The sequence below is a fragment of the Streptomyces olivochromogenes genome, assembly GCF_001514115.1.
Classification (GTDB): Bacteria; Actinomycetota; Actinomycetes; order Streptomycetales; family Streptomycetaceae; genus Streptomyces; species Streptomyces olivochromogenes.
On the sequence record NZ_KQ948481.1, the window covers coordinates 24,730 to 51,132 of the forward strand.

25 protein-coding genes are annotated in these 26,403 nt (G+C 72.2%); 6 read left to right on the top strand and 19 right to left on the bottom strand.

Annotated elements, in window-relative coordinates:
* Positions 1–100: 100 nt before the first annotated feature.
* Positions 101–1,093, top strand: coding sequence for a dTDP-glucose 4,6-dehydratase (gene rfbB / locus AQJ27_RS45775; RefSeq protein ID WP_067383420.1), 993 nt, complete (start codon positions 101–103; stop codon positions 1,091–1,093).
* Positions 1,094–1,127: 34 nt separating this feature from the next.
* On the opposite strand, the gene AQJ27_RS45780 is transcribed toward rfbB, so the two are convergent.
* On the bottom strand, positions 1,128–2,330 hold the full coding sequence (locus AQJ27_RS45780) for an RNA-guided endonuclease InsQ/TnpB family protein (protein ID WP_067383423.1): 1,203 nt from the start codon (positions 2,328–2,330) through the stop codon (positions 1,128–1,130).
* Between the two features lie 384 nt (positions 2,331–2,714).
* Between AQJ27_RS45780 and AQJ27_RS45785 the strand changes: the two genes are divergently transcribed.
* The 3 genes from AQJ27_RS45785 to AQJ27_RS45795 all read left to right on the top strand — a co-directional run bounded on the left by AQJ27_RS45785 (position 2,715) and on the right by AQJ27_RS45795 (position 4,301).
* Positions 2,715–3,188 carry a carboxymuconolactone decarboxylase family protein gene (locus AQJ27_RS45785; protein ID WP_067383426.1) on the top strand — a complete coding sequence of 158 codons (474 nt, stop codon included), beginning with the start codon at positions 2,715–2,717 and terminating at the stop codon, positions 3,186–3,188.
* 94 nt (positions 3,189–3,282) lie between these two features.
* Complete coding sequence (locus AQJ27_RS45790) at positions 3,283–3,999, top strand: hypothetical protein (RefSeq protein WP_159064586.1); 717 nt, start codon at positions 3,283–3,285, stop codon at positions 3,997–3,999.
* A gap of 29 nt (positions 4,000–4,028) precedes the next feature.
* Positions 4,029–4,301 carry a hypothetical protein gene (locus AQJ27_RS45795; RefSeq protein WP_067383432.1) on the top strand — a complete coding sequence of 91 codons (273 nt, stop codon included), beginning with the start codon at positions 4,029–4,031 and terminating at the stop codon, positions 4,299–4,301.
* Between the two features lie 111 nt (positions 4,302–4,412).
* Here AQJ27_RS45795 and AQJ27_RS45800 read toward each other — a convergent pair whose 3' ends face one another.
* The 6 genes from AQJ27_RS45800 to AQJ27_RS45825 all read right to left on the bottom strand — a co-directional run bounded on the left by AQJ27_RS45800 (position 4,413) and on the right by AQJ27_RS45825 (position 9,985).
* Positions 4,413–4,859, bottom strand: a complete 447-nt coding sequence (locus AQJ27_RS45800) for an NUDIX domain-containing protein (protein WP_067383435.1) — start codon at positions 4,857–4,859, stop codon at positions 4,413–4,415.
* Positions 4,860–4,894: 35 nt separating this feature from the next.
* Complete coding sequence (locus AQJ27_RS45805; RefSeq protein ID WP_067383438.1) at positions 4,895–5,509, bottom strand: dTDP-4-dehydrorhamnose 3,5-epimerase family protein; 615 nt, start codon at positions 5,507–5,509, stop codon at positions 4,895–4,897.
* Between the two features lie 97 nt (positions 5,510–5,606).
* Positions 5,607–7,067 carry a DHA2 family efflux MFS transporter permease subunit gene (locus AQJ27_RS45810; RefSeq protein WP_067383441.1) on the bottom strand — a complete coding sequence of 487 codons (1,461 nt, stop codon included), beginning with the start codon at positions 7,065–7,067 and terminating at the stop codon, positions 5,607–5,609.
* Between the two features lie 247 nt (positions 7,068–7,314).
* Positions 7,315–7,785 (bottom strand): nuclear transport factor 2 family protein, encoded by a 471-nt coding sequence (locus AQJ27_RS45815; RefSeq protein ID WP_067383444.1) that lies wholly within the window; start codon positions 7,783–7,785, stop codon positions 7,315–7,317.
* 108 nt (positions 7,786–7,893) lie between these two features.
* Positions 7,894–8,463, bottom strand: coding sequence for a cupin domain-containing protein (locus AQJ27_RS45820; protein WP_067383447.1), 570 nt, complete (start codon positions 8,461–8,463; stop codon positions 7,894–7,896).
* 37 nt (positions 8,464–8,500) lie between these two features.
* Entirely contained in the window at positions 8,501–9,985 is a 1,485-nt protein-coding gene (locus AQJ27_RS45825) for an MFS transporter (RefSeq protein ID WP_067383450.1), read from the bottom strand.
* 153 nt (positions 9,986–10,138) lie between these two features.
* Between AQJ27_RS45825 and AQJ27_RS45830 the strand changes: the two genes are divergently transcribed.
* Entirely contained in the window at positions 10,139–11,329 is a 1,191-nt protein-coding gene (locus AQJ27_RS45830; protein ID WP_067383453.1) for an RNA-guided endonuclease InsQ/TnpB family protein, read from the top strand.
* A 119-nt stretch (positions 11,330–11,448) separates the two neighbouring features.
* On the opposite strand, the gene AQJ27_RS45835 is transcribed toward AQJ27_RS45830, so the two are convergent.
* Genes AQJ27_RS45835 through AQJ27_RS45845 form a run of 3 tightly spaced genes read right to left on the bottom strand, consistent with a single transcriptional unit; the run spans position 11,449 to position 14,625 of the window.
* Positions 11,449–12,357: a TauD/TfdA family dioxygenase gene (locus AQJ27_RS45835; RefSeq protein WP_067383457.1), complete on the bottom strand. Its 909-nt coding sequence runs from the start codon at positions 12,355–12,357 to the stop codon at positions 11,449–11,451.
* Positions 12,354–13,982 carry an AMP-binding protein gene (locus AQJ27_RS45840; protein ID WP_067383461.1) on the bottom strand — a complete coding sequence of 543 codons (1,629 nt, stop codon included), beginning with the start codon at positions 13,980–13,982 and terminating at the stop codon, positions 12,354–12,356. The genes AQJ27_RS45835 and AQJ27_RS45840 overlap by 4 nt, the downstream gene beginning before the upstream one ends.
* The gene (locus tag AQJ27_RS45845; RefSeq protein ID WP_067383464.1) at positions 13,972–14,625 is read right to left on the bottom strand and encodes a thermostable hemolysin; all 654 of its coding nucleotides are present in this window, start codon (positions 14,623–14,625) and stop codon (positions 13,972–13,974) included. The genes AQJ27_RS45840 and AQJ27_RS45845 overlap by 11 nt, the downstream gene beginning before the upstream one ends.
* 152 nt (positions 14,626–14,777) lie before the next feature.
* On the opposite strand from AQJ27_RS45845, the gene AQJ27_RS45850 reads away from it, so the two are divergent.
* Positions 14,778–15,971, top strand: coding sequence for an RNA-guided endonuclease InsQ/TnpB family protein (locus tag AQJ27_RS45850; protein WP_067383467.1), 1,194 nt, complete (start codon positions 14,778–14,780; stop codon positions 15,969–15,971).
* Between the two features lie 28 nt (positions 15,972–15,999).
* Here AQJ27_RS45850 and AQJ27_RS45855 read toward each other — a convergent pair whose 3' ends face one another.
* The 9 genes from AQJ27_RS45855 to AQJ27_RS45895 form a co-directional block, all read right to left on the bottom strand.
* A complete protein-coding gene (locus AQJ27_RS45855) occupies positions 16,000–17,235 on the bottom strand; it encodes an FAD-dependent oxidoreductase (RefSeq protein WP_268814645.1) in 1,236 nt (411 codons plus the stop codon).
* Positions 17,232–18,224 (bottom strand): aldo/keto reductase, encoded by a 993-nt coding sequence (locus AQJ27_RS45860; RefSeq protein WP_067383553.1) that lies wholly within the window; start codon positions 18,222–18,224, stop codon positions 17,232–17,234. The genes AQJ27_RS45855 and AQJ27_RS45860 overlap by 4 nt, the downstream gene beginning before the upstream one ends.
* 127 nt (positions 18,225–18,351) lie before the next feature.
* Positions 18,352–19,218, bottom strand: coding sequence for an ester cyclase (locus tag AQJ27_RS45865; RefSeq protein WP_067383473.1), 867 nt, complete (start codon positions 19,216–19,218; stop codon positions 18,352–18,354).
* A gap of 107 nt (positions 19,219–19,325) precedes the next feature.
* On the bottom strand, positions 19,326–20,459 hold the full coding sequence (locus AQJ27_RS45870; RefSeq protein ID WP_067383477.1) for a 3-oxoacyl-ACP synthase III family protein: 1,134 nt from the start codon (positions 20,457–20,459) through the stop codon (positions 19,326–19,328).
* A 2-nt stretch (positions 20,460–20,461) separates the two neighbouring features.
* Positions 20,462–22,831, bottom strand: coding sequence for a beta-ketoacyl-[acyl-carrier-protein] synthase family protein (locus AQJ27_RS45875; RefSeq protein WP_067383480.1), 2,370 nt, complete (start codon positions 22,829–22,831; stop codon positions 20,462–20,464).
* 44 nt (positions 22,832–22,875) lie between these two features.
* Complete coding sequence (locus AQJ27_RS45880) at positions 22,876–24,165, bottom strand: beta-ketoacyl-[acyl-carrier-protein] synthase family protein (protein WP_067383483.1); 1,290 nt, start codon at positions 24,163–24,165, stop codon at positions 22,876–22,878.
* Positions 24,162–24,662 (bottom strand): 3-hydroxyacyl-ACP dehydratase FabZ family protein, encoded by a 501-nt coding sequence (locus AQJ27_RS45885; RefSeq protein ID WP_079065784.1) that lies wholly within the window; start codon positions 24,660–24,662, stop codon positions 24,162–24,164. Before AQJ27_RS45885 ends, AQJ27_RS45880 begins: the two co-directional genes overlap by 4 nt.
* A complete protein-coding gene (locus tag AQJ27_RS45890) occupies positions 24,659–25,936 on the bottom strand; it encodes a beta-ketoacyl-[acyl-carrier-protein] synthase family protein (RefSeq protein ID WP_067383486.1) in 1,278 nt (425 codons plus the stop codon). Before AQJ27_RS45890 ends, AQJ27_RS45885 begins: the two co-directional genes overlap by 4 nt.
* The gene (locus AQJ27_RS45895) at positions 25,933–26,385 is read right to left on the bottom strand and encodes a hotdog family protein (protein ID WP_067383490.1); all 453 of its coding nucleotides are present in this window, start codon (positions 26,383–26,385) and stop codon (positions 25,933–25,935) included. Before AQJ27_RS45895 ends, AQJ27_RS45890 begins: the two co-directional genes overlap by 4 nt.
* Between the last annotated feature and the right edge of the window lie 18 nt (positions 26,386–26,403).

Consider the following 26,403-nt stretch of genomic DNA (forward strand, 5'->3'; position numbering starts at 1 on the left):
CTGCGATCCGTCCCGGCGGCGAATCACAGCCCCTCGCCCGGCTCCGCAGGAGTCCGTTTCCTCTCCGCCCTGAAGAGCGGAGTATCCACGGAGGGATCAGATGACCACCACACGCATCCTCGTCACCGGCGGAGCGGGGTTCATCGGCTCGCACTACGTACGCACCCTGCTCGGCCCGGCAGGCCCCGGCGGCGTCGAAATCACCGTCCTGGACAAACTCACCTACGCCGGCAACCCCGCCAACCTCGACCCGGTCCGCGCCCACCCCGCCTTCCGCTTCGTGCACGGCGACATCTGCGACACCCGCCTCGTGGCCGAACTCGTCGCCGGCCACGAGCAGATCGTGCACTTCGCCGCGGAGTCCCACGTCGACCGTTCCATCCTCGGCGCCGCCGAGTTCATCACCACCAACGTGCTGGGCACCCAGACCCTGCTGGACGCCGCGCTGCGCCGGCCCGGCGGCCCGGCCCGCTTCCTGCACGTCTCCACCGACGAGGTCTACGGCTCCCTGGCCGAGGGCTCCTGGCCCGAGAGCGACCCGCTGCGCCCCAACTCCCCCTACGCCGCCTCCAAGGCCTCCTCCGACCTCGTCGCCCTCTCCTACCACCGCACCCACGGCCTGGACGTCCGGGTGACCCGCTGCTCCAACAACTACGGCCACCACCACTTCCCCGAGAAGGTCATCCCCCTGTTCGTCACCAACCTCCTCGACGGACACCGCGTCCCGCTGTACGGGCAGGGGCTCAACGTCCGGGACTGGCTGCACATCGACGACCACGTGCAGGGCCTGGAACTGGTGCGCACCGGCGGCCGGCCGGGCGAGGTGTACAACATCGGCGGCGGCACCGAGCTGAGCAACAAGGAACTGACCACCCTGCTGCTCGACCTCGCCGGGGCGACCTGGGACAGCGTCGAGCACGTGCCCGACCGGCTCGGCCACGACCTGCGCTACTCGGTGGACTGCACGAAGATCTCCCGCGAGCTCGGCTACCGCCCCCGCAAGGACTTCGCCCAGGGCCTGGCCGAGACCTTCGCCTGGTACCGCGACCACCGCGCCTGGTGGGAGCCCCTGAAGCACAAAGCCGCCCTTTGAATCCTCCCCCTCGTAAACGAGGGGGATTCCTAGCTCACGCTGCCTGCCGCCCCGGCGGGGTGTCAGGTCTTCCACGATCAGCACTAGCCGGGTTGAGACCAGCCCGGACGAGCATCACGCGGGCGGAGTTCTTGTCCCTGGGGGACGAGATTCCGCACGCGGTGCAGGTGTAGGTGCGTTCCGACAGTGGCAGTGCGTGCTTGGCTCTCGCTCCGCAGTGCGCGCAGTCCATGGTGGTGTGCGCGGGGCGCACGAGCCGGAGGTCCCGATCGTGCTTACGCGCCATGTTGATCAGCTCCGCCTTGGTGGCGGAGATCGCCGCGTCGGCCGCCTTGCGGGCCATGGTGGACTTGGCGAGAAACTTCGGGCGGAAGTCCTCGACGGCGATGGTGTCATGATCGCGGACGACCTGCTTGGCCCATTTCCGGCCGGTGTCCTGGCGCTGCCGGGCGACCTTCTTGTACAGCTTCGCCGTCAGCTTCTTCGCTGTCCGGTAGCCCTTGGAGGCGGCCTGCCCGGCCTTGGGCTTACGCCGGGCCATCATCCGCTGATACCCGGTGAGTTTCGCGGCGGCCTTCCGCCCGTGCTCGACGTGAGGAAGGTCGTGGGTGTCGCTGGTGGTGGTCGCGGTCTCCTTCACCCCCCAGTCGATACCCAGCACGTTGCCGGTCTCCGGCAGCGGCTGGACTTCGGTTGCCACGACGAACGAGGCGTACCAGTGGCCGAGGCTGTCGCGGTGGACACGCACGGACGACGGGTCGGCAGGAAGGTCGCGCGACCACACCACCGTCACGCCGATGCCGCCCGCGAGGTGCAGGCGCCCGTCCTTGAGCCGGAAACCGTTGCGGTTGTAGTTCAGGCTCGGGTCGGCCAGGGACTTCTTCTTGTACTTCGGCATCCCCGCCCGCTGCCGCATCGGCAGCCGGGCCTTGATGTCCTTCAACGCCTTGGCGCGGGACTTGCCGAAGTCCCGGATGATCTGCTGCTGCGGAACACTGCTGCCCTCACGCAGCCACGCATGGTGGGTGCGGGCCTCGGTCAGCATCTTGTCCAGCCGCGCCGGACCGCACTTCTCCTCGTCCCGGTGGGCCTTCTTGGACCGGGCGCAGCATTCGTTCCAGATCCACCGGCACCGGTCCCACTCACCCAGCAGCGCCGTGAGCGCGGTGGATGACACCCGAAGCCGGTAGGTGTACCGGGCGTGCCCGGCCTCCCCGACTTCCAGAGGCGCCGTCATGATGCCAGCGTAGCGACCATGGACGACGGGGTACGCACAACTGCCAGGATCCCCACCGCACTTCATGCCCGCTGGGCTGCCCACGCCAAGCGCGAGCGGCGGTCACTCAACGCCGATCTCATCTACCTCCTGGAGGGCGTCCTCGGCACTCCCGCAGTGGACGCCGAATCGCCCGGCGGCGATTCGGCTACCCCTCCCCCGCTACACGGGAAGCCGGATTCCTCCCCGGCCTAAAGGCCGGGGCATCTTCCGGTGAGCCGGTGAGCGCGCTCCCAGGGGGCGGGCCCGGCCTGGAGAAGACGCGTTCCCTTGCGTTCCTGTCACATCCTGGCGGGCCGGTCCGTCAGGAAGGTGTAACCACCGGCAACGGCACAGGAGCTCACCATGGACGCCCGCTTGAACCTCTTCGGCAACCCGGTCGCAGGCAAGGCCCTGCGGCACATCAACTCGGCAGGCAAGGCGGTCTCGGACTCGGCGCTGCCGGCCGCGACGCAGGAACTGGTGAAGATCCGCGCCAGCCAGATCAACGGCTGCGGGTTCTGCACCGACATGCACACCAAGGACGCCGCGCACGCCGGGGAGAGTCCGGTACGCCTCCACCTGGTCGCGGCCTGGCGCGAGGCCACGGTGTTCACCGACGCCGAGCGCGCCGCCCTGGAGCTGACCGAGCAGGGCACCCGCATCGCGGACGCGGCCGGCGGGGTCACGGACGAGGCCTGGGCGAACGCCGCCAAGCACTACGACGAGGACCAGCTCGCCGCGCTGGTCTCCCTCATCGCCCTCATCAACGCCTACAACCGCGTGAACGTCCTCGTCCGCCAGCCCGCCGGCGACTACCAGCCCGGCCAGTTCGGATAACCGGCTCCACGGCTCCGCCGGACACGCCCGCGCCTCAGGGGCGCGGGCGTGTCACTTGCCCCGGCGGTCAGGGGGCTAGGAGGTCTTGGTCGGCTTGGCGGTCATGGCCGGGTGTGCCGTCTTCGACGGCTTCGGCTTCGGCGAGTACTTGTGGGTCCTCGACGGGGTCGGCTTCGGCTTGGGCTTCGGCGAGTACTTGCTCGTCCTCGACGGAGTCGGCTTCGGCTTGGGCTTCGGCGAGTACTTGTTCGTCCTCGACGGAGTCGGCTTGGGCTTCGGCGAGTACTTGTTGGTCCTCGACGGAGTCGGCTTCGGCTTCGGCGAGTACTTGTTCGTCCTCGACGGCGACGGTTTCGGCGAATGCTTGTCGGTCATCGACGGCGACGGTTTCGGCGAATGCTCGGTGGTCGTCGACGGCGACGGCTTGCCGGTCATCGTCGTCGGCGACGGCTTGTCGGTCATCGTCGACGGCGACGGCTTGTCGGTCATCGTCTTCGACGTCTCCGACGCCGTTGTCGAAGGTGTCGTTGCGGGTGATCCGGTGGCCGCCACCGCGGTACCGCCCGCTGTTCCCCCGGACAGCAGGGCCGCTGTCAGGGTTCCTACGGCGAAGGTGCGCCCCCAGTGGCTGCGGAATGTGGCATTCACGATGTTCTCCCATCTTGAACAACTGCCCCATTGGTCACTGTCGGCCTCAACCGAGGTTAGGTCGGTGCCCCCCGATCGGCGACCGGAGCACATCGGTTCGCACTTTCAACAGAAGTGGCGGATGCCCGTGCGCGGCCGCACTCCCCGGGCGGGCAGGAGTTGACGCCCTCCTCGCCTCCCGCCTGCGGAACAATGGCCTCCACCACAGCGTGCGGGATCCGCGCCCGGCCGACCGGCCGGATGCTGATCAACCTGATTCTCCGCGCCCTCCCGTTCTGGATCCGCGAACCGCTGGTCATCGCCGTCAGCCTCTTCTTCGCCGGCCTCGCCCTGTACTGGTTCGTCATGGCCGGAGGATGGGCCCGGGGCGGCATCGGTCTCGCGTCTGTGGCCGTCGCGGCCCTGCGGATCCATCTCCTGCGCCGTGAGTGGAGATCCCGCCAGGCCGCGAGAGGAAGCGTGTGAAGCCCTGCGCCGAGCCCGCTCCAACCCGCGGCCAGGGCAGGCCGGTTCACACCCGGCGGCCGCCGGCGGCCGAGCTCCCGGCGGCGGGGTTCTTGGTGCCGGCCGCCGGACTCACCGCGCCGGATCTGCCAGGGCGGCCAGATCGGTCCCGGCCGTCACCGCGTCGCGCAGCAGCGCGGCGATCTCCTCCGGCTCCAGAGCGAGGGCGCCGAGCGCCCGCACGCTCAGCGGGACTTCCTCGAGCCGGTACTCGCCGCGGTCCGGGTCGGCGAACTCCGGACCGGTGCGGTCCGCCTCGGACCAGGACCGGATACGGGCCAGGTAGAAGTACTGGCGCTGGTGCTCCCCGGCCAGCACCCGCAGCAGGCCCGTGATCTGCGGCTCGGCGCCGGTCTCTTCGCGTACCTCACGGACCAGGGCCGCGCGCAGGCCCGGATCGTCCGGTTCGACGTGGCCGCCGGGAAAGACCCGGTAGGGCGCCGCGCCGGGCCAGGTGCGGCGGATCAGCAGCAGCCGGCCGGCGGGCGTGAGCAGTACCGCCCGGACACACTCGATCACCGCACCTCCCGCTGCCGGGGCCGCCACCCGTCAGGTTACGGGCGACGGCCGGCGGGGGCGGCGGGACGGTAGGAGGCGAGGGCCTGTTCGTAGGTGGGCAGCAGGCCGCGGGCCGCGGCCTCGGAGAGGCCGGGGGCGTGGGTGTCCTTGTCGGAGCGGATCAGTTGTCCGGTGGTGTTCCAGGGGATGCCGATGTCGGGGTCGAGGGCCTGGATGTCGACCATGGTGCCGGGCACGTACTCCTCGGAGCACAGGTAGTTCATGCAGGTGTCGTCGCTCAGGGCGAGGAAGGCGTGGCCGAGGCCGTCGGCGAGGTAGACGCCGATGCCGGAGCCGGCTTCCTGCAGGGTGGTGTCGAACATGCCGAACGTCGGGGAGCCGACGCGCAGGTCGACGACCACGTCCAGGGCGGCGCCGCGCACGCAGGTCACCAGTTTCGCCTGGCCCGGCGGCAGGGTGGTGCCGTGGATGCCGCGCAGCGTATTGCGCCGGGAGACGGAGTAGTTGACCTGCCGGACGGTGAACGGCTGGCCGCTCGCCGCTATCAGGCCGCCCAGCCGCCAGGCCTCGAAGAACAGGCCCCGGTTGTCCGGCAGCTGCGACGGTGTGATCCGGAAGGCGTCGCGGACCTTCATCTCCTCAATGGCCATGCGTCCTCGGTTCGTCGGGGCGTCAGGGGCGCCGGTTCGTGGGACGGCGCCGGGGCCGGCGCCACCCGTGACGGGTGGCGCCGGCCCCGGCGTCCGGTCAGTGCAGGGGCGCCGGGGCGCTCTCCTGCGCGGGGGCGGCCTGCGCGACGGGGGCGCTCGCGGCGCGCCGGCGGGAGGGCGCCAGCAGCATGGCGAAGGTGGCAAGGGCCACCGCGGTGGCGCCCACCCACATGGCGGGCACCAGGCCGTCGACGAAGTTGCGCGGTGAGGCGTAGCCGCCGTTGGCGCTGAAGATGGAGGCGAGCAGGGCCACGCCGAGGGCGGCGCCGACCTCGCGGGTGGCGGCGGTGACGCCGGAGGCGATGCCTTGTTCGTGTTCGGCGACCGAGCCCATGGTGAGGTTCATCAGCGGGGCGTAGAACAGGGCCATGCCGGCGCCGCAGATCATCAGGGAGGGCAGCTGGGCGGCGTAGGAGACGTCCGGCTTGAGGACGAACGCCCAATAGACCATGCCGGCGGTCATCATGGCGAGGCCGAGGGTGACCACGGGTTTCCCGCCGATGCGGTCGGAGACCATGCCGCCGATGGGGGCGACGACCATCGGCATGGCGGTCCAGGCCAGCAGCCGTACGCCGGCCTGCATGGCGGTGTAGCCCTGGATGTTCTGCAGGAACTGGGTCATCAGGAAGATCGCGCCGAACATGCCGACCGACATGAGGGCGCCGGCCAGGTTGATCGCGGTGAAGGCGCGGTTGCGGAACATCCGCATCGGCACCATCGGGTGTTCGGTGCGGTTCTCCCACACCACGAACAGGGCCATCACGGCGGTGCCGCCGATCAGTGCGCCCAGGACCTGGGGGGATGTCCAGCCGTCGCCGTGGCCCTTGATCAGGCCCAGCACGATGCCGAACAGGCCCAGGCTGGCCAGGGCGGTGCCGACGGCGTCCAGGCGGGAGTGGGCGATGCGGCTCTCGGCGAGCTTGCGGAAGGACAGCGGGGCAAGCGCCAGGCCGATCGGCACGTTCAGCCAGAAGATCCACTGCCAGGACAGGTGCTCGACGATGGCGCCGCCCACCAGCGGGCCGGCCGCGATGGACAGTCCGTTGACGGCGCCCCAGATGCCCAGGGCCGCGCCGCGTTTCTCGGCGGGCACGGCGGCGGTCAGCAAGGTCACCGACAGCGGCATGATGATGGCCGCGCCGACGCCCTGGACGGCGCGGGCGGCGACGAGTTCGTTGATGCCGGGCGCGAGGGCGGCGGCCGCGGAGGCGGCGGTGAACAGCAGCAGGCCCAGGCTGAAGACCTTGCGGCGGCCGAAGCGGTCGCCGAGGGCGGCGCCGAACATCATCAGGACCGCGAAGGACAGCGTGTAGGCGTTGACCGTCCATTCCAGGTCGGTGAGGCTGCCGCCGAGTTTCTCCCGGATGGTGGGCAGCGCCGTGATGATGACGAGGTTGTCCAGCCCCGCCATGAACGAGGCGAGGCTGGTGGTGAGAATGGCCCAGAAGACCACCCTCCTGGTGTCACCGCCCGGGGATGGGGGGTTGACGGTGCTCATCCGAGCATCCTTTCTGGAGGCGGGTCGTGCGAGATGCTCATCGCCGTGACCGGTCCGGCCCGCGGCGCCCTGGTGCCCGCGGCCGCGCGCGGGCCGGTACGGCGCCGTCGACGCTACGGACGCCTGCTCAAGTCCTCCTCGAGCCGCGCTCGGCACCCGGGCGCGGGCACGGCGGGGCCCGGGTGCCGGTGTGTCCGGTACCCGGGCCCCGCCGTGCCGCGCCGCGCCGGCGGAAAGAAGGGGAGGGTCAGGCGAGTTGGCGCTGGAAGGTGGCGATGTCGAAGTAGAGGGTCTCGTCGATGAGGACGTCGCCGTCGAAGTGGAAGAAGACGGCGACGGGGGCGTCGATGGACTTGCCGCGGTTGGGGATGCCGCGCCAGTCGGCCTCCTGCCTGCCGCGGGCCTGTGCCTCGAGGATCACGGCGGTGGGCGTGTGGTGCACGTGGTGCAGTTCGTGCTCGAGGCCGGGGAAGGCGGCCTTGAGGTCGGCGAAGTAGCCCTTCTTGATGGCTTCTTCGCCGATCAGCGGGCCCTCTTCGAAGGCCTGGATGCGGTAGACGCCGCCGCGCGGGAAGGTGGCCAGCACGCCGTCGATGTCCCAGGCGATCTCGGCGACCGTGTGCTGCAGGACGACCGCCTCGCGCTTCTTGCGCAGTTCGGCGTCGGGCTGCGGGAGATCCGCACCGGGCAGGGTGAATTCGTGTGCTTCGGTGGCCATGACCATTCCTCCACGCATCGGCCGTATGTCGGTTGGGGCCGACGCTAGGGCGCACGGCTCGCTGCGCCCTTGGGTCCGGCTCGAACTCCCGGCCTTTCGACGGTTTGTTCAGGCGGTGGGCTGGAGGGTCGCGGTGTTCTGGGGCGGGCGGTAGGTGGGGCGGTAGCCGCAGGCCAGGGAGAGCGGGGAGAGCAGCAGGCACAGGGCCGTGTCGAGGGGGTAGGGGCGGCCGGTGACGACGCGGTACTCGTCGCGGAAGGCGAGGGCGAGCAGCGGCATCTGCAGGCGGGGGGTGCCGTCGGGGCGCAGCCGGCCTTCGTTGGTCAGGCCCCAGAGGGTCTCGAAGACGGTTTCGGTCCGGTAGGCAGGGGTGGTGCGCCAGATGACCCGGGTGGGTTCGGGGCCGGGGTTCCACATGGAGTGGACGGCGCCCGGCGGGATGTAGAAGTCGGCGCCTTGTTCGTACTCGTGCAGGACGCCGTCGAGCTGGAGGCTGAGGCGGCCGCTTTCAAGGCGCATGTGTTCGGTCTGGCGGGGGTGGTAGTGCTGGGGCGGTTTGATGACGGCGGGGGCGTACTCGACTTCGACTTCGACGAAGGCGCCGTCGGTTTCGGCGGCGGTGGTCAGGAAGGTGAGCTTGTCCTTGCCGAGGTGGAGGGTGTCTCCGGGGCGTGCCATGGGCCTCTCCGTGTGGGTTGGGGGGGTTGGGGGGTGGTCAGGCGGTGCGGGGGCCGGCCGGGGCGGGGGCGCGATGGTGGCGGGGCAGTCCGAAGTAGGCGGTGAGCAGGTTGAGGACGCCGATGCCGGTGGCGATCCAGAAGCCGAGGTGGAGGCCGTCCAGCCAGGCCAGGGCGGGGGTGGTGTGGTGGGTGAGTTCGTGGGTGGTGCGGGTCAGGGCGCTGGTGGCGACGGTGGCCACGCCGAGGGAGGCGCCGACCTGGAAGGCGGCGACCAGGACGCCGGAGGCGATGCCCTGCTGGCGGGCGGGGATGTCGGAGACGCCGTGCACGTTGACGGGGATGCCGCAGCACTGCATGGAGGCGCCGAGGATGAGCAGGGCGGGCAGCAGGTGCAGCAGGTAGGTGCCGTCGGCCGGGGCCTGGGTGAGCAGGAGGAGGCCGAGTACGGAGCCGGCGGCGCCGGCGAGGTAGACGGGGCGGGGGCCGGCCTTGTGCATGATGCGGGTGGCGGGGGCGGTGACGAGGATGGCGACGACGCCCAGCGGCAGGAACGCGAATCCGGACTTGAGGGTGGAGTAGCCCAGGGTGCGCTGCAGGTAGTAGCTGCACAGGAAGAGCACGGACGCCTGCACGCCGCTGGTCAGGACGCGGCCCAGGCTTGCGGTGGCCAGGGAGCGGGTGGCGAACAGGTGCAGTGGCATCAGCGGGTCGGGGGTGCGGCGTTCGATCAGGACGAACGCGGCGAGCAGGGCGAGGGAGGCGGCGGCCGGGGCCAGGACGTAGGGCGTGGAGGCGGCGCCGTGGTCCTGGATGTTGACGATGGCGTAGACGAGGGCGGCCAGGCCCGCGGTGACGGTGACGGCGCCGGCGATGTCGGGGCGCGAGCCGCGGATACGGGTTTCGGGGCGGCCCCGGGACAGCAGCAGGACGCCGGCGACGGCGACGATCCCGAAGGGCAGGTTGATGTAGAAGATCCAGCGCCAGCTGAGGCTGTCGGTGATCAGGCCGCCGGCGATGACGCCGAGGGTGCCGCCGAGGCCGGCCAGCGCGGCCCAGACGGCGAGTGCGGTGGTGCGTTCGCGGCCCTTGGGGAAGGTGGTGGTGACCAGGGACATCGCGGCGGGTGAGAGGAAGGCGGCGCCGCAGCCCTGCAGGGCGCGGGCGGCGATCAGCAGGCCGGCGCCCTGGGCGAGTCCGCACAGCAGGGAGGCGGCGGTGAACAGCAGGGCGCCGAGCAGGAAGGTGCGCCGCCTGCCCCAGCGGTCGGCGGTGCGGCCGCCGAGCAGCATGAGGCCGCCGAAGCACAGGATGTAGGCGGTCAGCACCCATTCGACGGCGGTGGCGCCGGCCTTGAGGTCGGCCTGGACGGCGGGCAGGGCGAGGTTCACCACGGTGGTGTCGAGGAGCACCATGAACTGGGCGAGGGCGACGAAGACGAGCAGGCGCCAGCGGCGGGGGTCCGCTGCGGCGCCGGCGGGTGCGGTGTCCGTCGTGCGGGGGGCGGTGTAATCGGTGGTCATCTGATCCCTCCGTGGATACTCCGCCCTTCAGGGCGGAGAGGAAACGGACTCCTGCGGAGCAGGGCAGGGAAAGACGATTCGCCGCCAGGGCGGATCGTCGTTCGCGACCAACTTCCTGTAGATAGTGACAAGTTGATGCGATAATTGTGAGTTGTGAGCACTCACGTGAAGCGGGCGTATCGGTACCGCTTCTATCCGACGGATGCGCAGGCGGCCGAGCTGTCGCGCACGTTCGGGTGCGTGCGGAAGGTCTACAACCTGGCGCTCGCCGCGCGGACGGAGGCGTGGGCGCGGCAGGAGCGGGTCAGCTACAACCAGACGTCGGCGATGCTGACGGCGTGGAAGAAGACCGAGGAACTGGCTTACCTCAACGACGTCTCCTCGGTTCCGCTCCAGCAGTGTCTGCGCCACTTGCAGGTGGCGTTCACCAACTTCTTCGGCAAACGGGCCAAGTACCCGTGTTTCAAGTCGCGGAAGAAGTCGCGCAGGAGTGCGGAGTACACCTCCAGCGCGTTCCGTTTCCGTGACGGGAAACTGACACTGGCGAAGATGACCGAACCGCTGGCTGTCGTGTGGTCGCGCCCGCTGCCCGAGGGAGCGAAGCCGTCCACCGTGACGGTCTCGCAGGACAGCGCGGGCCGCTGGTTCGTCTCCCTGCTGTGCGAGGACCCGTCCGTGCGGCCGCTCCCGGCCACCGGTCAGGCCGTCGGTGTCGATGTCGGGCTGGAGCATCTTCTGACCCTCTCCACCGGGGAGAAGAGCGCCAACCCCCGGCACGAGCGCCGGGACCGTGTCGCTCTGGCCAGGCAGCAGCGTCGTCTGGCAAGGAAGGAGAAGGGCTCGGCGAACCGGGCCAGGGCCCGGCTGAAGGTCGCGAAGATCCATGCACGGATCGCTGACCGGCGCCGCGACAGCCTGCACAAGCTGACCACTCGGCTCGTTCGTGAAAACCAAACGATCGTGATCGAGGACCTGACCGTGCGCAACATGGTCAAGAACCACCGGCTCGCCCGCGCCATCAGTGACGCGGCGTGGAGCGAGTTCCGGAGCATGCTGGAGTACAAAGCCCAGTGGTACGGGCGCGAAGTGATCGCGGTGGACCGGTGGTTCCCCTCCTCCAGGCTGTGCTCCGCCTGCAACACCCTGCGGGACACGATGCCGCTGAACGTCCGCACCTGGACGTGCGGCTGCGGCGCGACCCACGACCGGGACGTGAACGCGGCGCACAATCTTCTGGCCGCCGGGCTGGCGGTGACAGTCTGTGGAGCTGGTGTAAGACCTCAACGGAGTACTCCGGATGGGCGGTCGGCGACGAAGCAGAAACCCTCACGGCGCGAGCCGTAAGAATCCCCCTCCTTCAGGAGGGGGAGAAGTCAAGGCTCCCTCTCGGATGGATCTGCCTCCCGCCCCTCTGCCCCCTCCTTCTTCTTCCGCTGAGGGGTGGGGCGGGCGGGGCGGCCCGGTCAGGCGGCGGGTGCCTCGATGTAGCTGAGGGCGTTGTAGATGGTGCGGTCGGGGTCGGTGATGGCGCGCCGGCCGTGCATGACGCGGGTGTTGTCGATGACGGCGGCGTCGCCGTCCTGCCAGTCGAGGTTCTCGGTGAGGCGGGCGGTCACCTCTTCGACCTCGGCCAGCAGTTGCGGGGACAGGGGGGTGCCGTCGGCGAAGGTGATGGTGGGCTTCTCGTAGTTGAAGGAGGGGCCCAGGATGCTGTTGGCGAAGGAGGGGCGCGGTCCGAACACGGTGGTGCCGGCCGCGGGGGTGGTGAAGGAGTAGCGCACCCCGCCGTCGTCCTGCGGCAGGATCTCGGTGCCGGGCAACTGGCCTGCCAGCGCGAGGAGTTCTTTGACCTCGATCTCGTCGGCGGGCTTGGTGCGGCCCAGCAGGTGGTGGGCCATCGCCCGCCACTGCGGCTCGGCGACGTAGCGGCTGTAGACGATGTCCTGGGCGGCGAATGCCGTACGGGCCTGGGGGCTGAGGGCGTCCCAGACGCGGTAGCCGTCGCAGACGGTGGTCTGGGAACCGGAGGAGGCGGCCTTCTCGCAGAAGAACCAGGCGAGGTGGGAGCGGAAGGGGCTGTTGCCGTTCTCGGTGTGCAGGCCCACCTCGTCGAGGCCGGCGTCGACCTTCTGGGCGACCTCGGAGTAGAAGTCGCGGGCGGGGTCGAGGGTGGTGGAGGTGGAGGTGTGCTGCACCAGGGCGGTGAAGGCGTCCATGTCCGCGCCGAAGCCGCGCAGCAGCAGGAAGCCGGCCTGGGCGAGCAGGTCGCGCAGTTCCTTGGGGTCGATGCCGTCGAGGCCGCCGGGGCCTGCGGGTTCGACCAGCAGGCCGCTGCCGGTGCCGTAGGGGGTGGTCTTCACAGCCGTGCTCATGGCTTCTCCTTGGTCTCGGGGGCCGCGGCCGCGGCGGGGGTGCGGGGCTGGTCGAGGACGTGCGCGCGCACGACGTCGCGGCGGGGGCGTCCGGTGACGGTGAAGCAGGTGGCGTAGGCGGGGTCGTCCTCGGACATGAGGTGGACGACGGCGGCGCGTTCGATGCCGGAGAGTTTGTGCCGGCCGAAGTCGGTGATCTCGCGGCGGGCGGTGTCGGGGTCGAGGGCGGCGTCGATGACGAACAGGCCGTGGACCTGGTCGAGGCCGTCGGCGACGACGGCGGCCTCGCGGACGAAGCCGAGTTCGCGGTAGCGGGCCTCGACCCATTCGGGGGCCACGTTGCGGCCGCCCGCGGTGATGACGAGGTTCTTCTTGCGTCCGGTGATCCGCAGGTAGCCGTCGGCGTCGATCTCGGCGAGGTCGCCGGTGTGCAGGCGGCCCTGGTCGTCGACGACGACGCTGGAGGGGTCCTCGCGGGTGTAGCCGGCGAACAGGGAGGTGCTGCGGATGAGGAGTTCACCGTCGTCGGCGAGTTCGGCGTGCACGTGGTCCAGGGGGCGGCCGACGGTGCCGAAGCGGACGGCGCCGGGGAAGTTCCAGGACACCACGGAGGAGTTCTCGCTCAGCCCGTAGCCCTCGTGGACGGTCAGTCCGTGGGCGTCGAGGCGCTGGAGGATCTCCGGGGGGACGGGGGCGCCGCCGCAGGCGATGAAGACCGGCCCGTCGTGTCCGAAGATCCGCCGGTGGCGCTCGGGGACGCTCTCGGCGGGCTGCTGGTCGCACAGGGCGAGGAAGAGGCCGGCGACGGTGGGCGGCACGACCAGGGCGGTGGGGCGGGCCGCTCGCAGCAGGGTGAGCATGCGGGGGGCGGCGTCGGCGGCGGTGCCGACCAGGGCGGTGCCCGGCGGCAGGAAGGACACCGAACCGCCTGCCAGGAAGGGCATGTAGAGGCCGGCGACCTGCTCGATGAGGAGGCTGAGCGGGACGATGGACAGATAGCGCTCGAAGATCTCCGGGCGGGTGCGGGCGCGCAGTGAGGTGAGGAGTTCGTCCAGGCCGTGCCGGCGGATCTGGACGCCTTTGGGGGCGGAGGTGGTGCCGGAGGTGTGGATGACCTTGACGATCTGGTCGTGTGCGGGGATCTGCGGGGGCGCGGCGGGGCGGGGTGCGCGGGCCAGGCCGGGCAGGTCGAGGGGGAGGACGGGGCAGCCGTCGGGCAGGACGCTCCGGGGGGTGCCGGCGTGCCAGCGGGCCAGGGCTGCTTCGCCCGCGGCGTCGGTGAGGCACAGGTCGGCGCTCTCCAGGAGGGAGGCGGCCTGCTGGGCGGTGAAGGCGGTCGGAACGGGGATCTCGACGGCGCCGGCGAACAGGGCGGCCAGGTCGGCCACGACCCATTCGGGCGAGTTCTCCGCGAGCAGTCCCACCCGGGCCGGCCGGCCCAGCGCCTGGGCCTGTTCCTGGAGCCGGGCGGCCAGCGCGAGGGCGGCGCCGGTCAGGTCGCGGTAGCTGAAGGCGGCGGGCGCCGAGCCGTCGGCGGCCAGCACGCGGACCATGACGGCGTCGCTGCCGGCCCGCTCCAGGAGCCCCTGGGCAAGAGAAAGGCGGGCGGGGGTGTCAGGCGGCACGGGTGAGCACCCCCTGCTGCGGGCGGTTGCTCAGCAGCCGCATGTCGACCGAGGTGAAGCAGTAGCGTCCGATGGCGGCCAGCAGCAGGGTGGACTGCTCGGCGGCCTCGGCGTAGCCGACGACGGGCCGGGTGTCGTAGTAGGAGCCCCATGCGGCCCGTTCGCCTTCGGGCAGGCGCTGCGCGCTGGCGTCGGCGAGGGGGTGGAAGACGCAGCCCAGGCGCTGCATGAGGGCGGCGAGCCGGCCGGTCATGGTCATCACCGCGTACGGGCGGCCCAGGCAGGCCATGATCAGCGGGATCGCCTTGATGATCTCGGCGCCGGCGGCGGCCCGTACCGAGGCGATGGAGCCGATCTGCAGGACCTGGGAGCGTTTGACGGGGGCGCCCACGGCCCGGGTGATGACGTCTTCGACGGGAGCGTCGAGGTAGCGCTCGAGCAGGATGCTCTCTTCCTCGGGGAAGGACAGGCCCGCGCAGGCGAGGACTTCCTCCTGGCCGTCGGCGGCGGTCTCGAAGAAGGCGAGGAAGCCGTCCGGGTCGGGCGAGATGCTCGCCTGGTACTGCTTGGCGAACACCAGCCGGGCGAGGTCCGCGGCGGTCTGCCAGTCCGGGGTGCCGCGCTCGGACAGGGTGATTCTCATTGGGATTCCTCCGTGGATGCTCCGTCTTTCAGGGCGGAGGGGAAGCGGACTCCTGCGGAGCAGGGCAGGGACAGGCGATCCGCCGCCAGGGCTGATCGTCGTTCGCGGCCAACTGCCCGCAAATAGTCACAAGTTGATGCGATAGTTTGTGAGTGGTGAGCACTCACGTGAAGCGGGCGTATCGGTACCGCTTCTGTCCGACGGATGCGCAGGCAGCGGAGCTGTCGCGTACGTTCGGGTGCGTGCGGAAGGTCTGCAACATGGCGCTCGCCGCCCGCACCGAGGCGTGGACGCGTCAGGAGCGGGTCAGCTACCACCAGACGTCGGCGATGCTGACGGCGTGGAAGAAGACCGACGATCTGGCCTACCTCAACGAGGTGTCCTCGGTGCCGCTCCAGCAGGCGCTGCGGCACCTGCAGACGGCGTTCGCCAACTTCTTCGGCAAACGGGCCAAGTACCCGCGTTTCAAGTCGCGGAAGAAGTCCAGGAAGTCCGCCGAGTACACCACCAGCGCGTTCCGTTTCCGGGACGGTGAGCTGCGGCTGGCGAAGATGAGCGAGCCTCTGCGCATCGTGTGGTCCAGGCCGCTCCCCGAGGGTGTGAGTCCGTCCACGGTGACCGTGTCCCAGGATGCGGCGGGGCGCTGGTTCGTCTCGATGCTGTGCGACGACCCCGGCATCAGACACCTGCCTGCCACGGACACGGCGGTCGGTATTGACGCCGGGCTGGATCACCTCCTGACCCTCTCGACCGGAGAGAAGATCACCAACCCCCGCCATGAACGCCGCGACCGGGCCGCGCTGGCGAAGGCGCAGCGCCGGCTGGCGAAGAAGGAGAAGGGTTCGGCGAACGGCGTCAAGGCCCGGCGCAAGGCCGCCCGTATCCATGCCCGGATCGCTGACCGGCGTCGTGACAGCCTGCACCAGATCACCACTCGTCTCGTGCGTGAGAACCAAACGCTCGTGATCGAGGACCTGACCGTCCGCAACATGGTCAAGAACCGGAAACTGGCCCGCGCCATCAGTGACGCGGCATGGAGTGAGTTCCGGAGCATGCTGGAGTACAAGGCCCAGTGGTACGGGCGCGAGGTGATCGCCGTCGACCGGTGGTTCCCCTCGTCCAGGCTGTGCTCCGCCTGCGGCACCTTGCAGGACAGGATGCCGCTGGACGTCCGCACGTGGACGTGCGGCTGCGGCGCGACCCACGACCGGGACGTGAACGCAGCGAAGAACCTGCTGGCCGCCGGACGGGCGGTCGCAGCCTGCGGAGCTGGTGTAAGACCTCAACGGAGTTCTCCGGGCGGGCAGTCGGCGATGAAACAGGAAGTCTCACGGCGCGAGCCGTAAGAATCCCCTCCCTTCAGGGAGAGGAGCGTCAACGCCCGAGCGCCGCGGAACGGTGTGCCGCCGGCCGGGCGTTGACGGCGAGCCGGGCGGCCCGCAGGGCGCTGTTGATGGAGGTCTCGGCGAGGATGCCGGGGGCGGCGACGCTGTCGCCGGCCAGGAACACGCCGTCCCCGCGGTCGACGGCGGGCCGGTCGCGCCAGCTGAGGCCGGGCAGGTCCAGGGCGCCGGTGCGGCCGCGGGAGACGCCTTCGCGGCGCCACAGGAGGCGGGTGCGCCAGCCGGGGGTGGTCAGGTCGAAGAGTTTCTCCAGCCGGGCCAGGGCGTCGGCCTTCGACTCGCCGGGCCGCAGCGGCATCTGTCCCTGGAACAGGGACTGGCCCTTCGGGGCGAGGGAGGGGTCGTGGTCGGAGTACTGGGAGGTGAAGCCGCCCTCGTCCATGTCGAAGGAGACGTTGCCGTCCTTCTTGGAGTGGGTGACGGCCAGGTCCAGCAGGGCGGCGGTGCCGCTGGGCCATTCAAGGCCGGGGTCGCGCAGCAGGCTGCGCGCGGAGGCCAGCGAGGTCGCCACGATCACCGGTCCGCCGGCGGGCAGTTCGCTCAGCCGTGAGCCGGTCTCGATGACCACGCCGCGGGCGCGGGCGACGCGTTCCATGCGGGCGATCAGCGCGCCCCAGCCGCCGATGAAGTAGCGGCTGGGCAGCGGGAAGCGGGGGGTGCCCACGCGCAGCAGCCGCTCCCACACGAAGGCCGCCGACAGCCGTCCGGGGTCGCCGTCGAAGAGGATCGGGCCGAGGAAGCCGAGGGCCTCGTTGACGGTCTGCTGGGCGAAGCGTTCGCTGGCCCAGTCCTGGAAGGAGCGGTCGACGGGGACCTCGGTGCCGCGGTGGCGCCAGGTCATCTTCATGTAGCCGGACGGCAGGGTCATCCGCAGCCGGCCCTGGTGGCGGAAGCGCATCCGGGTCCACTCGTGGAAGGACAGCCGTACGTAGCGGCCGGCCAGTCCGCGCTGCAGCAGCCAGTGCCAGGCGTCGCCGTTGTCGAAGAAGGTGTGCGGCCCGTCGTTGGTGACGTAGGGGCCGGTGGCCGAGCGGGCGCGGCCGCCGGTGTGGGAGTGGGCCTCGTGGACGGTGACGCGGGCGCCCTGTTCGGCGGCGGAGATCGCCGCGGTCAGGCCGGCCAGTCCGCCGCCGATGATCGTGATGTTCGCCATGGTTATCGCACTCACTTCGCCTTCGAGGGCCCGCGGGCCGGGGTCGGGGGTCAGCCGTCGAGGGTGGCCATGGCACCGACGGGGTAGCGGTCGCCGGCCGTGGAGCCGTGGGGGGCGATCTCGTCGAGGGCGGCGAGGTCGGCCGCGCTCAGCTCGACGGCGCAGGCGGCGAGGTTCTCTTCCAGGTAGGTGACGCGTTTGGTGCCGGGGATGGCGACGATGTCGTCGCCCTGGGCGAGCACCCAGGCCAGCGCGAGCTGTCCGGCGGTGATGTTCTTGGCGGCGGCCAGTGCCTGCAGCCGTTCCACGATGTGCAGGTTCGTCTCGAGGTTGCCCTGCTGGAAGCGGGGCACGACGCGGCGGAAGTCGTGTTCGGCGAGGGCGTCGAGGCTGCGGATGGCTCCGGTGAGCAGGCCGCGGCCCAGCGGGCTGTAGCCGACGAAGCCGATGCCCAGTTCGCGGACGGCCGCGAGGACGCCGTTGGCCTCGACGTCGCGGGTGGACAGGGAGTACTCGGTCTGTACGGCGGTGAGCGGGTGCACGGCGTGGGCGCGGCGGATGGTGGCGGCGGACGCCTCGCAGATGCCGAGGTGGCGGACCTTGCCGGCGGTGACGAGGTCGGCGAGTGCGCCGGTGGATTCCTCGACGGGGACGGCGGGGTCGACGCGGTGCAGGTAGTACAGGTCGAGGCGGTCGGTGTCCAGCCGGCGCAGGGTGGCGTCGAGGGAGGTGCGGATGTAGTCGGGGCGGCCGTTGAGGCGGCCGGTGATGGTGCCGTCGGCGGTGACTTCGTTGCCGACCTTGGAGGAGACGGTGATGCTGTCGCGGCGGCCGGCGATGACGCGGGCGACGAACTCCTCGTTGCTGTGCGGGCCGTAGAAGTCCGCGGTGTCCAGGAGGTTCACGCCCAGTTCCAGGGCGCGGTGCGCGGTGCGCAGGGCTTCCTGGTCGTCGGCGGGCCCGTAGGCGAAGGTCATGCCCATGCAGCCGAGTCCCTGCTCGGAGACCTCCAGCCCCTGGCTGCCGAGTTTTCGTTGGCGCATCATCGGTTCCTTCCTGAGCCGTGCACGGGGCGGTTGTCGTCTCGCCGTGACTGTCTAGCAGTGACAGTGTCAGTGTCTTTGCTAGAGAAGTGGTGGGGTGCCGGTCCCTGGGTGCTCGGACGGCCCGTCAGCCGGCGGTGGTCAGTTCGCTGGTGACGGACATCCAGGTGTGGCCCGCCGGGGCGGCGTTGGCGGCCAGGTGGGTCCACGGGTCGGTGCCCAGCACCGCGGCCGCTTCCTGGCGCAGCCAGGAGTCGAAGGGGTCGGCGGAGGCCGCGAGCCGGCGGGCGGCGCCCTGCGGGTCGCGGGCCTCGATCCGGTGGACCAGCACGTCCTGGCCGCCCAGCACCTGGAGGGCGAAGGACTCCTGGAGGATGCCCGCGCGGCGCCGGGAGGTCTCATAGGCGCGCAGCCGCGGCCCGGCGAGCTCGGCCTGCAGGGCGTGCCAGGCGCCGGCGGTGCCGGGCGGCAGCGGCAGCAGGGCGCCGGCGCTCGTGACGGTGCGGCGGGCCGCGGCGCGGGCGTTGTTGCGGGCGGCGGGGGCGAGCCGGCGCAGGCCGAGGACGGCCAGCATGTTGGACTCCACGCCGATGCCCCAGCGTTCGGCGATCAGGCCGTCGGCCAGCAGCCGCCACACCACGACGCCGGTGAACTCGATGGCCTGTCCGGTGGGCGGCGCGCCGAGGAAGTCGCCGAGGTGGGTGCCGCGCCAGGTGTTGTGGATGACGACGTGGTCGCCGTGGGCGCTCATGTCCTCGATGGTCACGTGCAGGTCGGGGAAGCCCTCGCGCAGGCCGGCGATGGTGTAGCGGACGCCTTCGAGGCCTTCGGGGGCGCCGGGCAGCGGCTGGTGGTCGACCATGTGGGGGCTGTAGATCTCGTCGACGACGGAGAAGTCGCCCTGGTTGACGAAGGCGTCGAAGACCCGGCGGATGGTCTGCTTGTTGCGTTCCTCCACGCTGCGGGCGGTGCGCTCCGTCTCGTGTATCGACACGTTCTCTCGTCCTCTCGTCCTTCGGTCTCGGCGTCCCGCGGGTGCGGGGGCGCAAGGTCACAGGGGCGGCGGGCGGATGCCCGGGGCGGGTCAGCGGCCGGGGCGGGTCAGCGGCCGGGGAAGGGGGCGTCCCAGGTGAGGGTGAGGCCCGCGTACAGGTAGCGGCTGGCCTCGATGGCCAGCAGCAGGACGGTGTCGCCGGGGCGGATGCGGCCCTCGCGCCAGCCGGCGTCGAGGGCGAGGGGGACGGCGGCGGAGCCGGTGGCGCCGACGTCGGTGAGGTTCTCCACGATGGTCTTGCTCAGGGTGGCCTGGTCGGCGGGCGAGAGCCCGGCGGCGGCGTACTCGCTGGCGAAGTACTCGGCGTTGCCCTCGGGCAGCACGCACGCGTCGAGGTCGGCCAGGGACAGGCGGGAGCGGGTGAGCAGGTCGTGGATGCCCTCGACGAAGACGCGGGGGCCGAACTGGGCGGTGCCGGGGATGTCGAGGCGGATGTCCATCAGGCGGGGGCGGCGCTGCTGTTCGGCGAGGGGGGCGTCGGTGCCGCCGCCGACGATGAGCATGCCGGGTTTGCGGGCGCCGCCCAGGGAGCGGGTGGCGAAGACGGGGCGCGGGCGGCCGTGGGCGGAGCCCTCCTCGCCGGCGCGCAGCACCAGGGCGCCGGCGCCGTCGCCGAAGGTGTAGACGGTCAGCCGGTCGCGCATCCGTACGCGTTCGGGGTCGCGGCCCAAAAAGACGGGGGCCAGCAGCGGGGAGACGGCCTCGGCGCCGATGACCAGGGCGGTGGTGTAGGTGCCGTCGGCGAGCAGGCGGCGGGCGATGTCGTGGGCCTGGACGGCGCCCACGCAGCCGGCGCGGACCTCGATGACCGCGCAGTCCTGCAGGCCGAGCTGCTGCTGGACGTAGGTGGCGGCGACGGGCAGGAGGTAGTCGGGGCTGGCGGTGGACAGGACGATCAGGTCGATCTCGCCGGCCTGGACGCCGGCCCGCTCGAGGGCCTGGCGGGCGGCGGCGGTGGCCATCTGCGAGGTGCTGGTGGTGTGGGCGCCGGTGGCCGGGTCGACCATCCAGTGCCGGCGCTTGACCTGGATGCCGTCCAGGACGTCGGCGGGCAGCGGGCCGCAGAAGCGGGCCAGGGCGTCGTTGTCGAGGGCCTCGCCCGGCAGGTGGGCGCCGGTGGCCAGGACCGAGACATGGCGTGCGCGGGGTTCGGCGGGCGGGGCGGCGGGGGTGTGGGGCATGGTCAGTTCTCCGTTGCGGGACGCAGGACGAGGCTGATGTGGGTGCCGCCGAGCGAGGAGCTGTTGATGAGCACCGGCCCCGCCGGCACCCCGCTTTCCGGGGTGGTCCAGGCGGTGAGGGCGAGGAGGGCGGCCAGCTGGGCGCCCGCGCCGACCGGTTCGCCCAGGGTCTGTTTGGGGGTGTGCACCGGGCAGCGGGCCTCGGCGGCCAGCCGGGCGGTGGCAAGGGCCTCGGGGGCGTCCGCGCGGGTGAGGCCGGCGGCGTTGGCCCAGATGCCGGTCAGCTCGCCGGGGGTGAGGCCGGCGTGGGTGAGGGCGGCGCGCATGGCGCGCCCGACGCCCTCGCCCTCGGTATTCCAGCGGCCGATGCCGGCCGCGTCGCCGGCGGCGGCGTGGCCGGCGAACTCGGCCAGGATGCGGGCGCCGCGGGCGCGGGCGCTGGATTCGCGTTCCAGGACGAGGGCGATGCCGCCCTCGGCCAGGGTGTAGCCGGCGTCGCCGAACAGCGGCAGCTGGCGGTAGGCGGCCAGCACGCCCGGGGAGAGGTCCTCGACCGCCGGGCACAGCACCGCCTCGGCGCGGTGCTGCAGCAGCAGGTCGTGGGCGACGGTCAGGGCGGAGGCGCCGGCGGCGTGGCCGGTGGTGACGGTGGAGGTGGGGCCCTTGGCGCCGACGTGCATGGCGACCTGGCCGGCGGCGGCGTTGAAGACGGTGTTGGGGAAGACGGCGGGGCTGCCGTGGGCGGGGCAGCCGCCCAGCACCGGCAGCAGGAAGTCCTCGATGCTGCGCATCGGGCCCAGTCCGGTGCCCAGGACGACCCCGGTGTGCTCGTCGGCCTGAAGGCCGGCGTGGGCGAGGGCGGCGCGGCAGGAGGCGACGGCGAGCTGGGAGAGGCGGTCCATGCGGCGCCGGTCGCGGGCGCCGATGTGGGCGGCGGGGTCGAAGACGGCGCGGGCCACGCGCAGGCCGTCCTCGTCGGTGCCCAGCCGCCGCCCCTGCCGCCAGGCCTCCCACAGCGCCTTGAGGCCGTCGCCGGCGGGGGTCAGGGCGGCGCCCCCGGTGATGACGACCTTCTCGGCGGCGGGCGGGGCGGGGACGGTGAAGCGCCGTCCGGAGGGCCAGCCGAAGGCGACGCAGGCATTGGCGCCGGCGAAGGCGAAGTTGTTGGACAGGGCGGCGTTCATGGCCAGTTCGCGGCCGGTGTCGGGGACCGCGTCCAGGCCGCACTTGGGGTCGGTGCCGGTGAAGTTGGCGGTCGGCGGGGCGATCTGTTCGACCAGGGCCTTGACGGTGACGATGGCCTCGACCGCGCCGGCCGCACCCAGCAGGTGGCCGATCATCGACTTGGAGCTGCTCAGGGCGGTTTTCTGGGCGGCCTCGCCGAACGCGGCGCGCACCGCGTTGGACTCGGCGGAGTCGTTCTTGGGGGTGCCGGTGCCGTGGCCGTTGATGTAGCCGACGTCCCCCGGGGTGATGCCGGCGGCCTTCAGGGCGCCGCGGATGGCGCGGGCGGCGCCCTCGCCCTCGGGGTGCGGGGCGGTGGCGTGGTAGCCGTCGGCGGACAGGCCGTAGCCCAGGACCTCCGCCAGGACGGGGGCGCCCGCGGCGCGGGCCACCGACTCCTCGGCCAGCACCAGCATGCCCGCGCCCTCGCCCAGGGACAGCCCGTCGCGGTCCTTGGAGTAGGGGGCGGCGGGTTTGGCGGACAGCGACTGGAGGCTGGTGAAGCCGGCGAACGCGGTCTCGGTGAAGGCGTCGCTGCCGCCGGCGAGCATCGCGTCCGCGCGGCCCGCGGCGATCGCCTCGGCGGCGTGCGCGATGGCGTGCGCGCCCGAGGCGCAGGCGGTGTTGACGGACAGGGCCGGTCCCTTGAGGGCGAAGGCGGCGCTGAGTGCCTCGGCGATGGCCTGCGGCGGGACCAGCAGGTAGTGCAGGGCGTCGTCGGGCAGGGGGGTGCCCTCGCGGCTGCGGCGGGCGAGTTTTTCGGCGCTGCGCAGGCCGCCGTTGCAGGAGCCGAACGCCACCCCCCAGCGTGCGGCGGGCAGGCCGGCGAGGCCCGCCTGATGGAGGGCTTCGGCGGCGGCGGTCAGCGCGAAGTCGACGGCCGGTTCCCGCTCGCTGCCGCCGAAGGCGGCCAGGTAGTCGTAGGCGGGCCGGGGCAGGGGGGGCACTTCGCCGCCGATGGCCGTGCCGTAGCCGTCCATCGGCAGGCCGGTGACCGGGCCGATGGCCGAATGCCCGGCCCGGATGCCCTCCCACAGCGCGGCGGCGCCCTCGCCCTGGGCGGTCACGGCGCCGACACCGCAGACCACCACGGTCCGGGGCCGGGCCGCGGTGTCCGGCCGTACGGCGCGGTCGTGGACGTCGGTCATGGCCGCACTCCTTTCGGATAGGGCGGGTGTTGCGGGTGTGTCGGTCATGAGGTCCGTCCCAGGGCGAGGGCGACGGCCTGGCCCTCCAGGCCGCGGGCCAGGGCCAGGGCGCTGTCGGGCCGGGTGTGGCGGGGGGTGAGGGGGACGTAGTCGAGGTCGCACTCGGCGGCGGGGTGGTGCAGGTTGAGGGTGGCGGGCACGGTGCCGCTGTCCAGGGCGAGGGCGGCGACGGCCGCGTTCAGCGCGCCGGCGCCGCCGACGAGGTGTCCGGTCTGCGGTTTGACGCTGCTGATCTGGGCGGACTTGGCGGCCGTGCCGAGGGCGTCGTGCAGGGCGACGGTCTCGCTGGCGTCGCCCTGCAGGGTGGCGCAGCCGTGCGCGGCGATGTAGCTGCCGTCGGGGAAGGGCCGTGCGGCATCGGCGAGGGCGCGGCCGATGGCGCGGGCCAGGCCGCGGGCGCGGGGCTGGGGGCTGGGGGGGCGGACGCAGTCGTTGCCGGCGCCGAAGCCGGTGATCTCGGCGTAGCAGCGGGCGCCGCGGGCCAGGGCGTGTTCGCGTTCCTCCAGGACCAGGAGGGCGGCGCCCTCGCCGAAGACCGAGCCGGAGCGGTCGCGGTCGAAGGGCCGGAAGGCCTCGGTGCCCAGGTCGGTGCGGGTGCTCAGGACGCCCAGGCCGTCCATCTTGGACATCGCCCACCAGCCGGTGGCGTCGTCGTAGCCGCCCGCGAGGACGAGGTCGGCCTCGCCGCGGCGTACGGTGCGCATGCCCCGGCCGATCGCCATCGCGCCGGAGTCGGCGGTGCCGGCGAAGTAGGCGTTGGCGCCGCGGATGCCGTACTTCTCGGAGATGTGGAAGGCGGCGGCGGGCTGCAGTCCCTCGACGAAGAACAGCGGGGCGATCACCGAGGAGGCGCTCTGCCCCAGCCGGTGCAGGTCGGGGGTGCCGTCATCGGCGCGGACGGCCTGCAGCTGGGCGATGAGCTCGTCCATGCGGGGCATTTCCTTGTTGCTGCCCAGGAACAGGCCCGTGCGCTGTCCCAGGTCGCTCCCGTCGTCCAGGCCCGCATCCTGCAGGGCGAGGGTGGCGCCGGCCAGGGCGAGCTGGTCGCCGCGGCACAGCATGCGCAGGGTGCGCCGCGAGGCCCACTGGGCGGGGGTGAAGGAGGGGATCTCGGCGCCGATGCCGGTGCGCAGCGGGGCGGGGTCGTAGGCGCGCAGCGGTCCGATGCCGCAGCGGCCCTCCAGCAGGCTGTGCCAGGTCTCGGCGGCGCTCTGGCCGATCGCGGTCATCAGGCCGATGCCGGTGACCATCACGCGGCGGCGCTGCTCGCTCATGCTGTGCCCTCCCGGGTCGTCTCGTCGCTGACCAGGGCCAGGACGCGGGCGGTGGCGACCACCCGGCCGCCGGCCCGGGCGGTGGCCCGGCACTCGGTGCGGTGCGGGCCGTGAGCGCTCACCTCGACGGTGAGGTGGACCTGGTCGCCGGGGCCGACGAAGTGCTTGAAGCGCACGCCGCGCACGGCGGCCAGCCGCCAGGTGCCGGGGCCCGCGGCGGTACGGGCGAGCGCGGCCATGCTCTCCAGCAGCAGCACGCCGGGCAGCACGGGGTGGCGCGGGAAGTGGTCGGTGAAACAGGTCAGGGTGGCGGGCACGTTGCGCACGGCCGCCGCCCGCTCGCCGACGACGGCCTCCAGCAGCCGGTCGAACCCGCCCAGGCCGCCGCCGGGCACGGCGGTGGCCGCGGATCCCGCACCGGAGACAGGGACGGCAACGGGACCGGGGGTGGGGGTGGGGGTGGGGGTGGGTCCCGCGGCGGGGACGGTGGTGGTCATGTGTCCTCCCGCGGGGCGCCGACGACGAGGCTGGTGTTGCTGCCGCCGAACGCGAACGCGTTGATCAGGGCCGCCGCCACCGGCATCGGGCGGGCGGTGTGCGGCACGTAGTCGAGGTCCAGGCCACGGTCGGGCCGCTCGAGGTTGACGGTGGGCGGGACCAGGGAGTGGCGGATCGCGCCGAGCGCGGCCAGCACGCCCAGGCCCAGGCTGGCGGAGGTGAGGTGGCCGGCCATCGACTTGGGGGCGCTGACCACCAGACGGCGGGCGTCGTCGGCGAAGACCTTCTTGATGGCGACCGTCTCGGACTGGTCGTTGCCGTGGGTGCTGGTGCCGTGCGCGACGACGTAGTCGATGCCGGCGGTGCCCAGCCCGGATTCGCCGATCGCCGCCTCCATGGCCTGGACGGCGCCGGAGCCGTCCGGCGGGGAGTCGGTGATGCGCCAGGCGTTGAGGGTGGAGCCGTAGCCGAGGACCTCGCCCAGGACGGGCGCGCCGCGCTCGCGGGCGGCGTCGAGGTCTTCGAGGACGACGGCGACGGCGCCCTCGCCGATCACGAAGCCGGAGCGGTCGGCGTCGAAGGGCCGCGAGGCGTGCTCGGGATCGTCGTTGTGACGGTCGGTCAGCGCACCCAGCAGGCTGAAGCCGAGCAGGTCGAGCCAGGTGGTCAGGGAGTCGTAGCCGCCGGCGACCATCAGCCGGGCGTCGCCCTCCTGGATGGCGCGGTAGGCCTCCCCGATGGCGTGCCCGGAGCCGGAGCAGGCGGTGGAGATCCCGATCATCGGCCCGGTCGCGGACATCATCCGGGCCATCGCGCTGAGCGGCACGTTCTGGTCGTCGGTGAGGGTGACGGCCGGCGGGTGGCACAAGAACGCGTCCGCGCGGCCGGTGGTGGCGCGCAGGTGGCCGACGTCCAGGAGGGCCTGCAGCTCGGGGCGGCCGACGCTCGCGCCCATCGCCACCCCGCGCTCGCCCGGGTCGTACACCTCCTCTGCCAGGTCCTCGGCCCGCGCGGAGCGCAGCGCTTCCCAGGCGGCCGCGACACCGAACAGGCCCACCCGGGAGAGGTGTTTGCGCCCGATGCGGGCCGGGATCGCCGCGGCCGGGTCGAAGTCCTTGACCTGGGCGGCGATACGCACCGGGAAGCCGGCCGCGTCGAAGGTGGTCAGCGGCCCGACGCCGCTGCGGCCGGCGGCCAGGCCCTGCCAGGTGGTGCCGGCGTCGTTGCCCAGCGGGGTGACGGCGCCGATGCCGGTGATGGCTACTCGGGTCATCCCACCGGCCCCCCGCCCTGCAGCTGGTGCGCCATGCGCCGGGTGGCGGCCGGGTCGTCGAGGCGTTCGGCGTCGATGAGCGCGCACAGGATGCCGCTCGCCTCGAGGACGTTCTCGCCGTCCACGGTGACGGTGCCGTCCAGCAGGGCGGCCTCCTCGGTCATCGACTCGACGGTGGCGTGCATGCGCAGCACCTCGCCGGGGCGCACCGGGCGGTGCGCGGTGGCCTCGCCGACCGCCAGCAGCGCGGCGCGCAGCCGGTGGTCGGTGGAGAGCATGATCAGCCAGGTGGCGGACTGGCACAGGGCCTCCAGGGCCAGCCCGAAGGGCAGTACGGGTCCGTCGCCGGTGTCCTGCCAGTAGGTCTCCTCGGCGGAGGTGACCTTGCGCGCGGTGATGTGCTCGCGGGGCGCGCAGGTCTCGATCCGGTCGATCAGATGGAATCGCATCGTCGTCTCTTCTTCCGT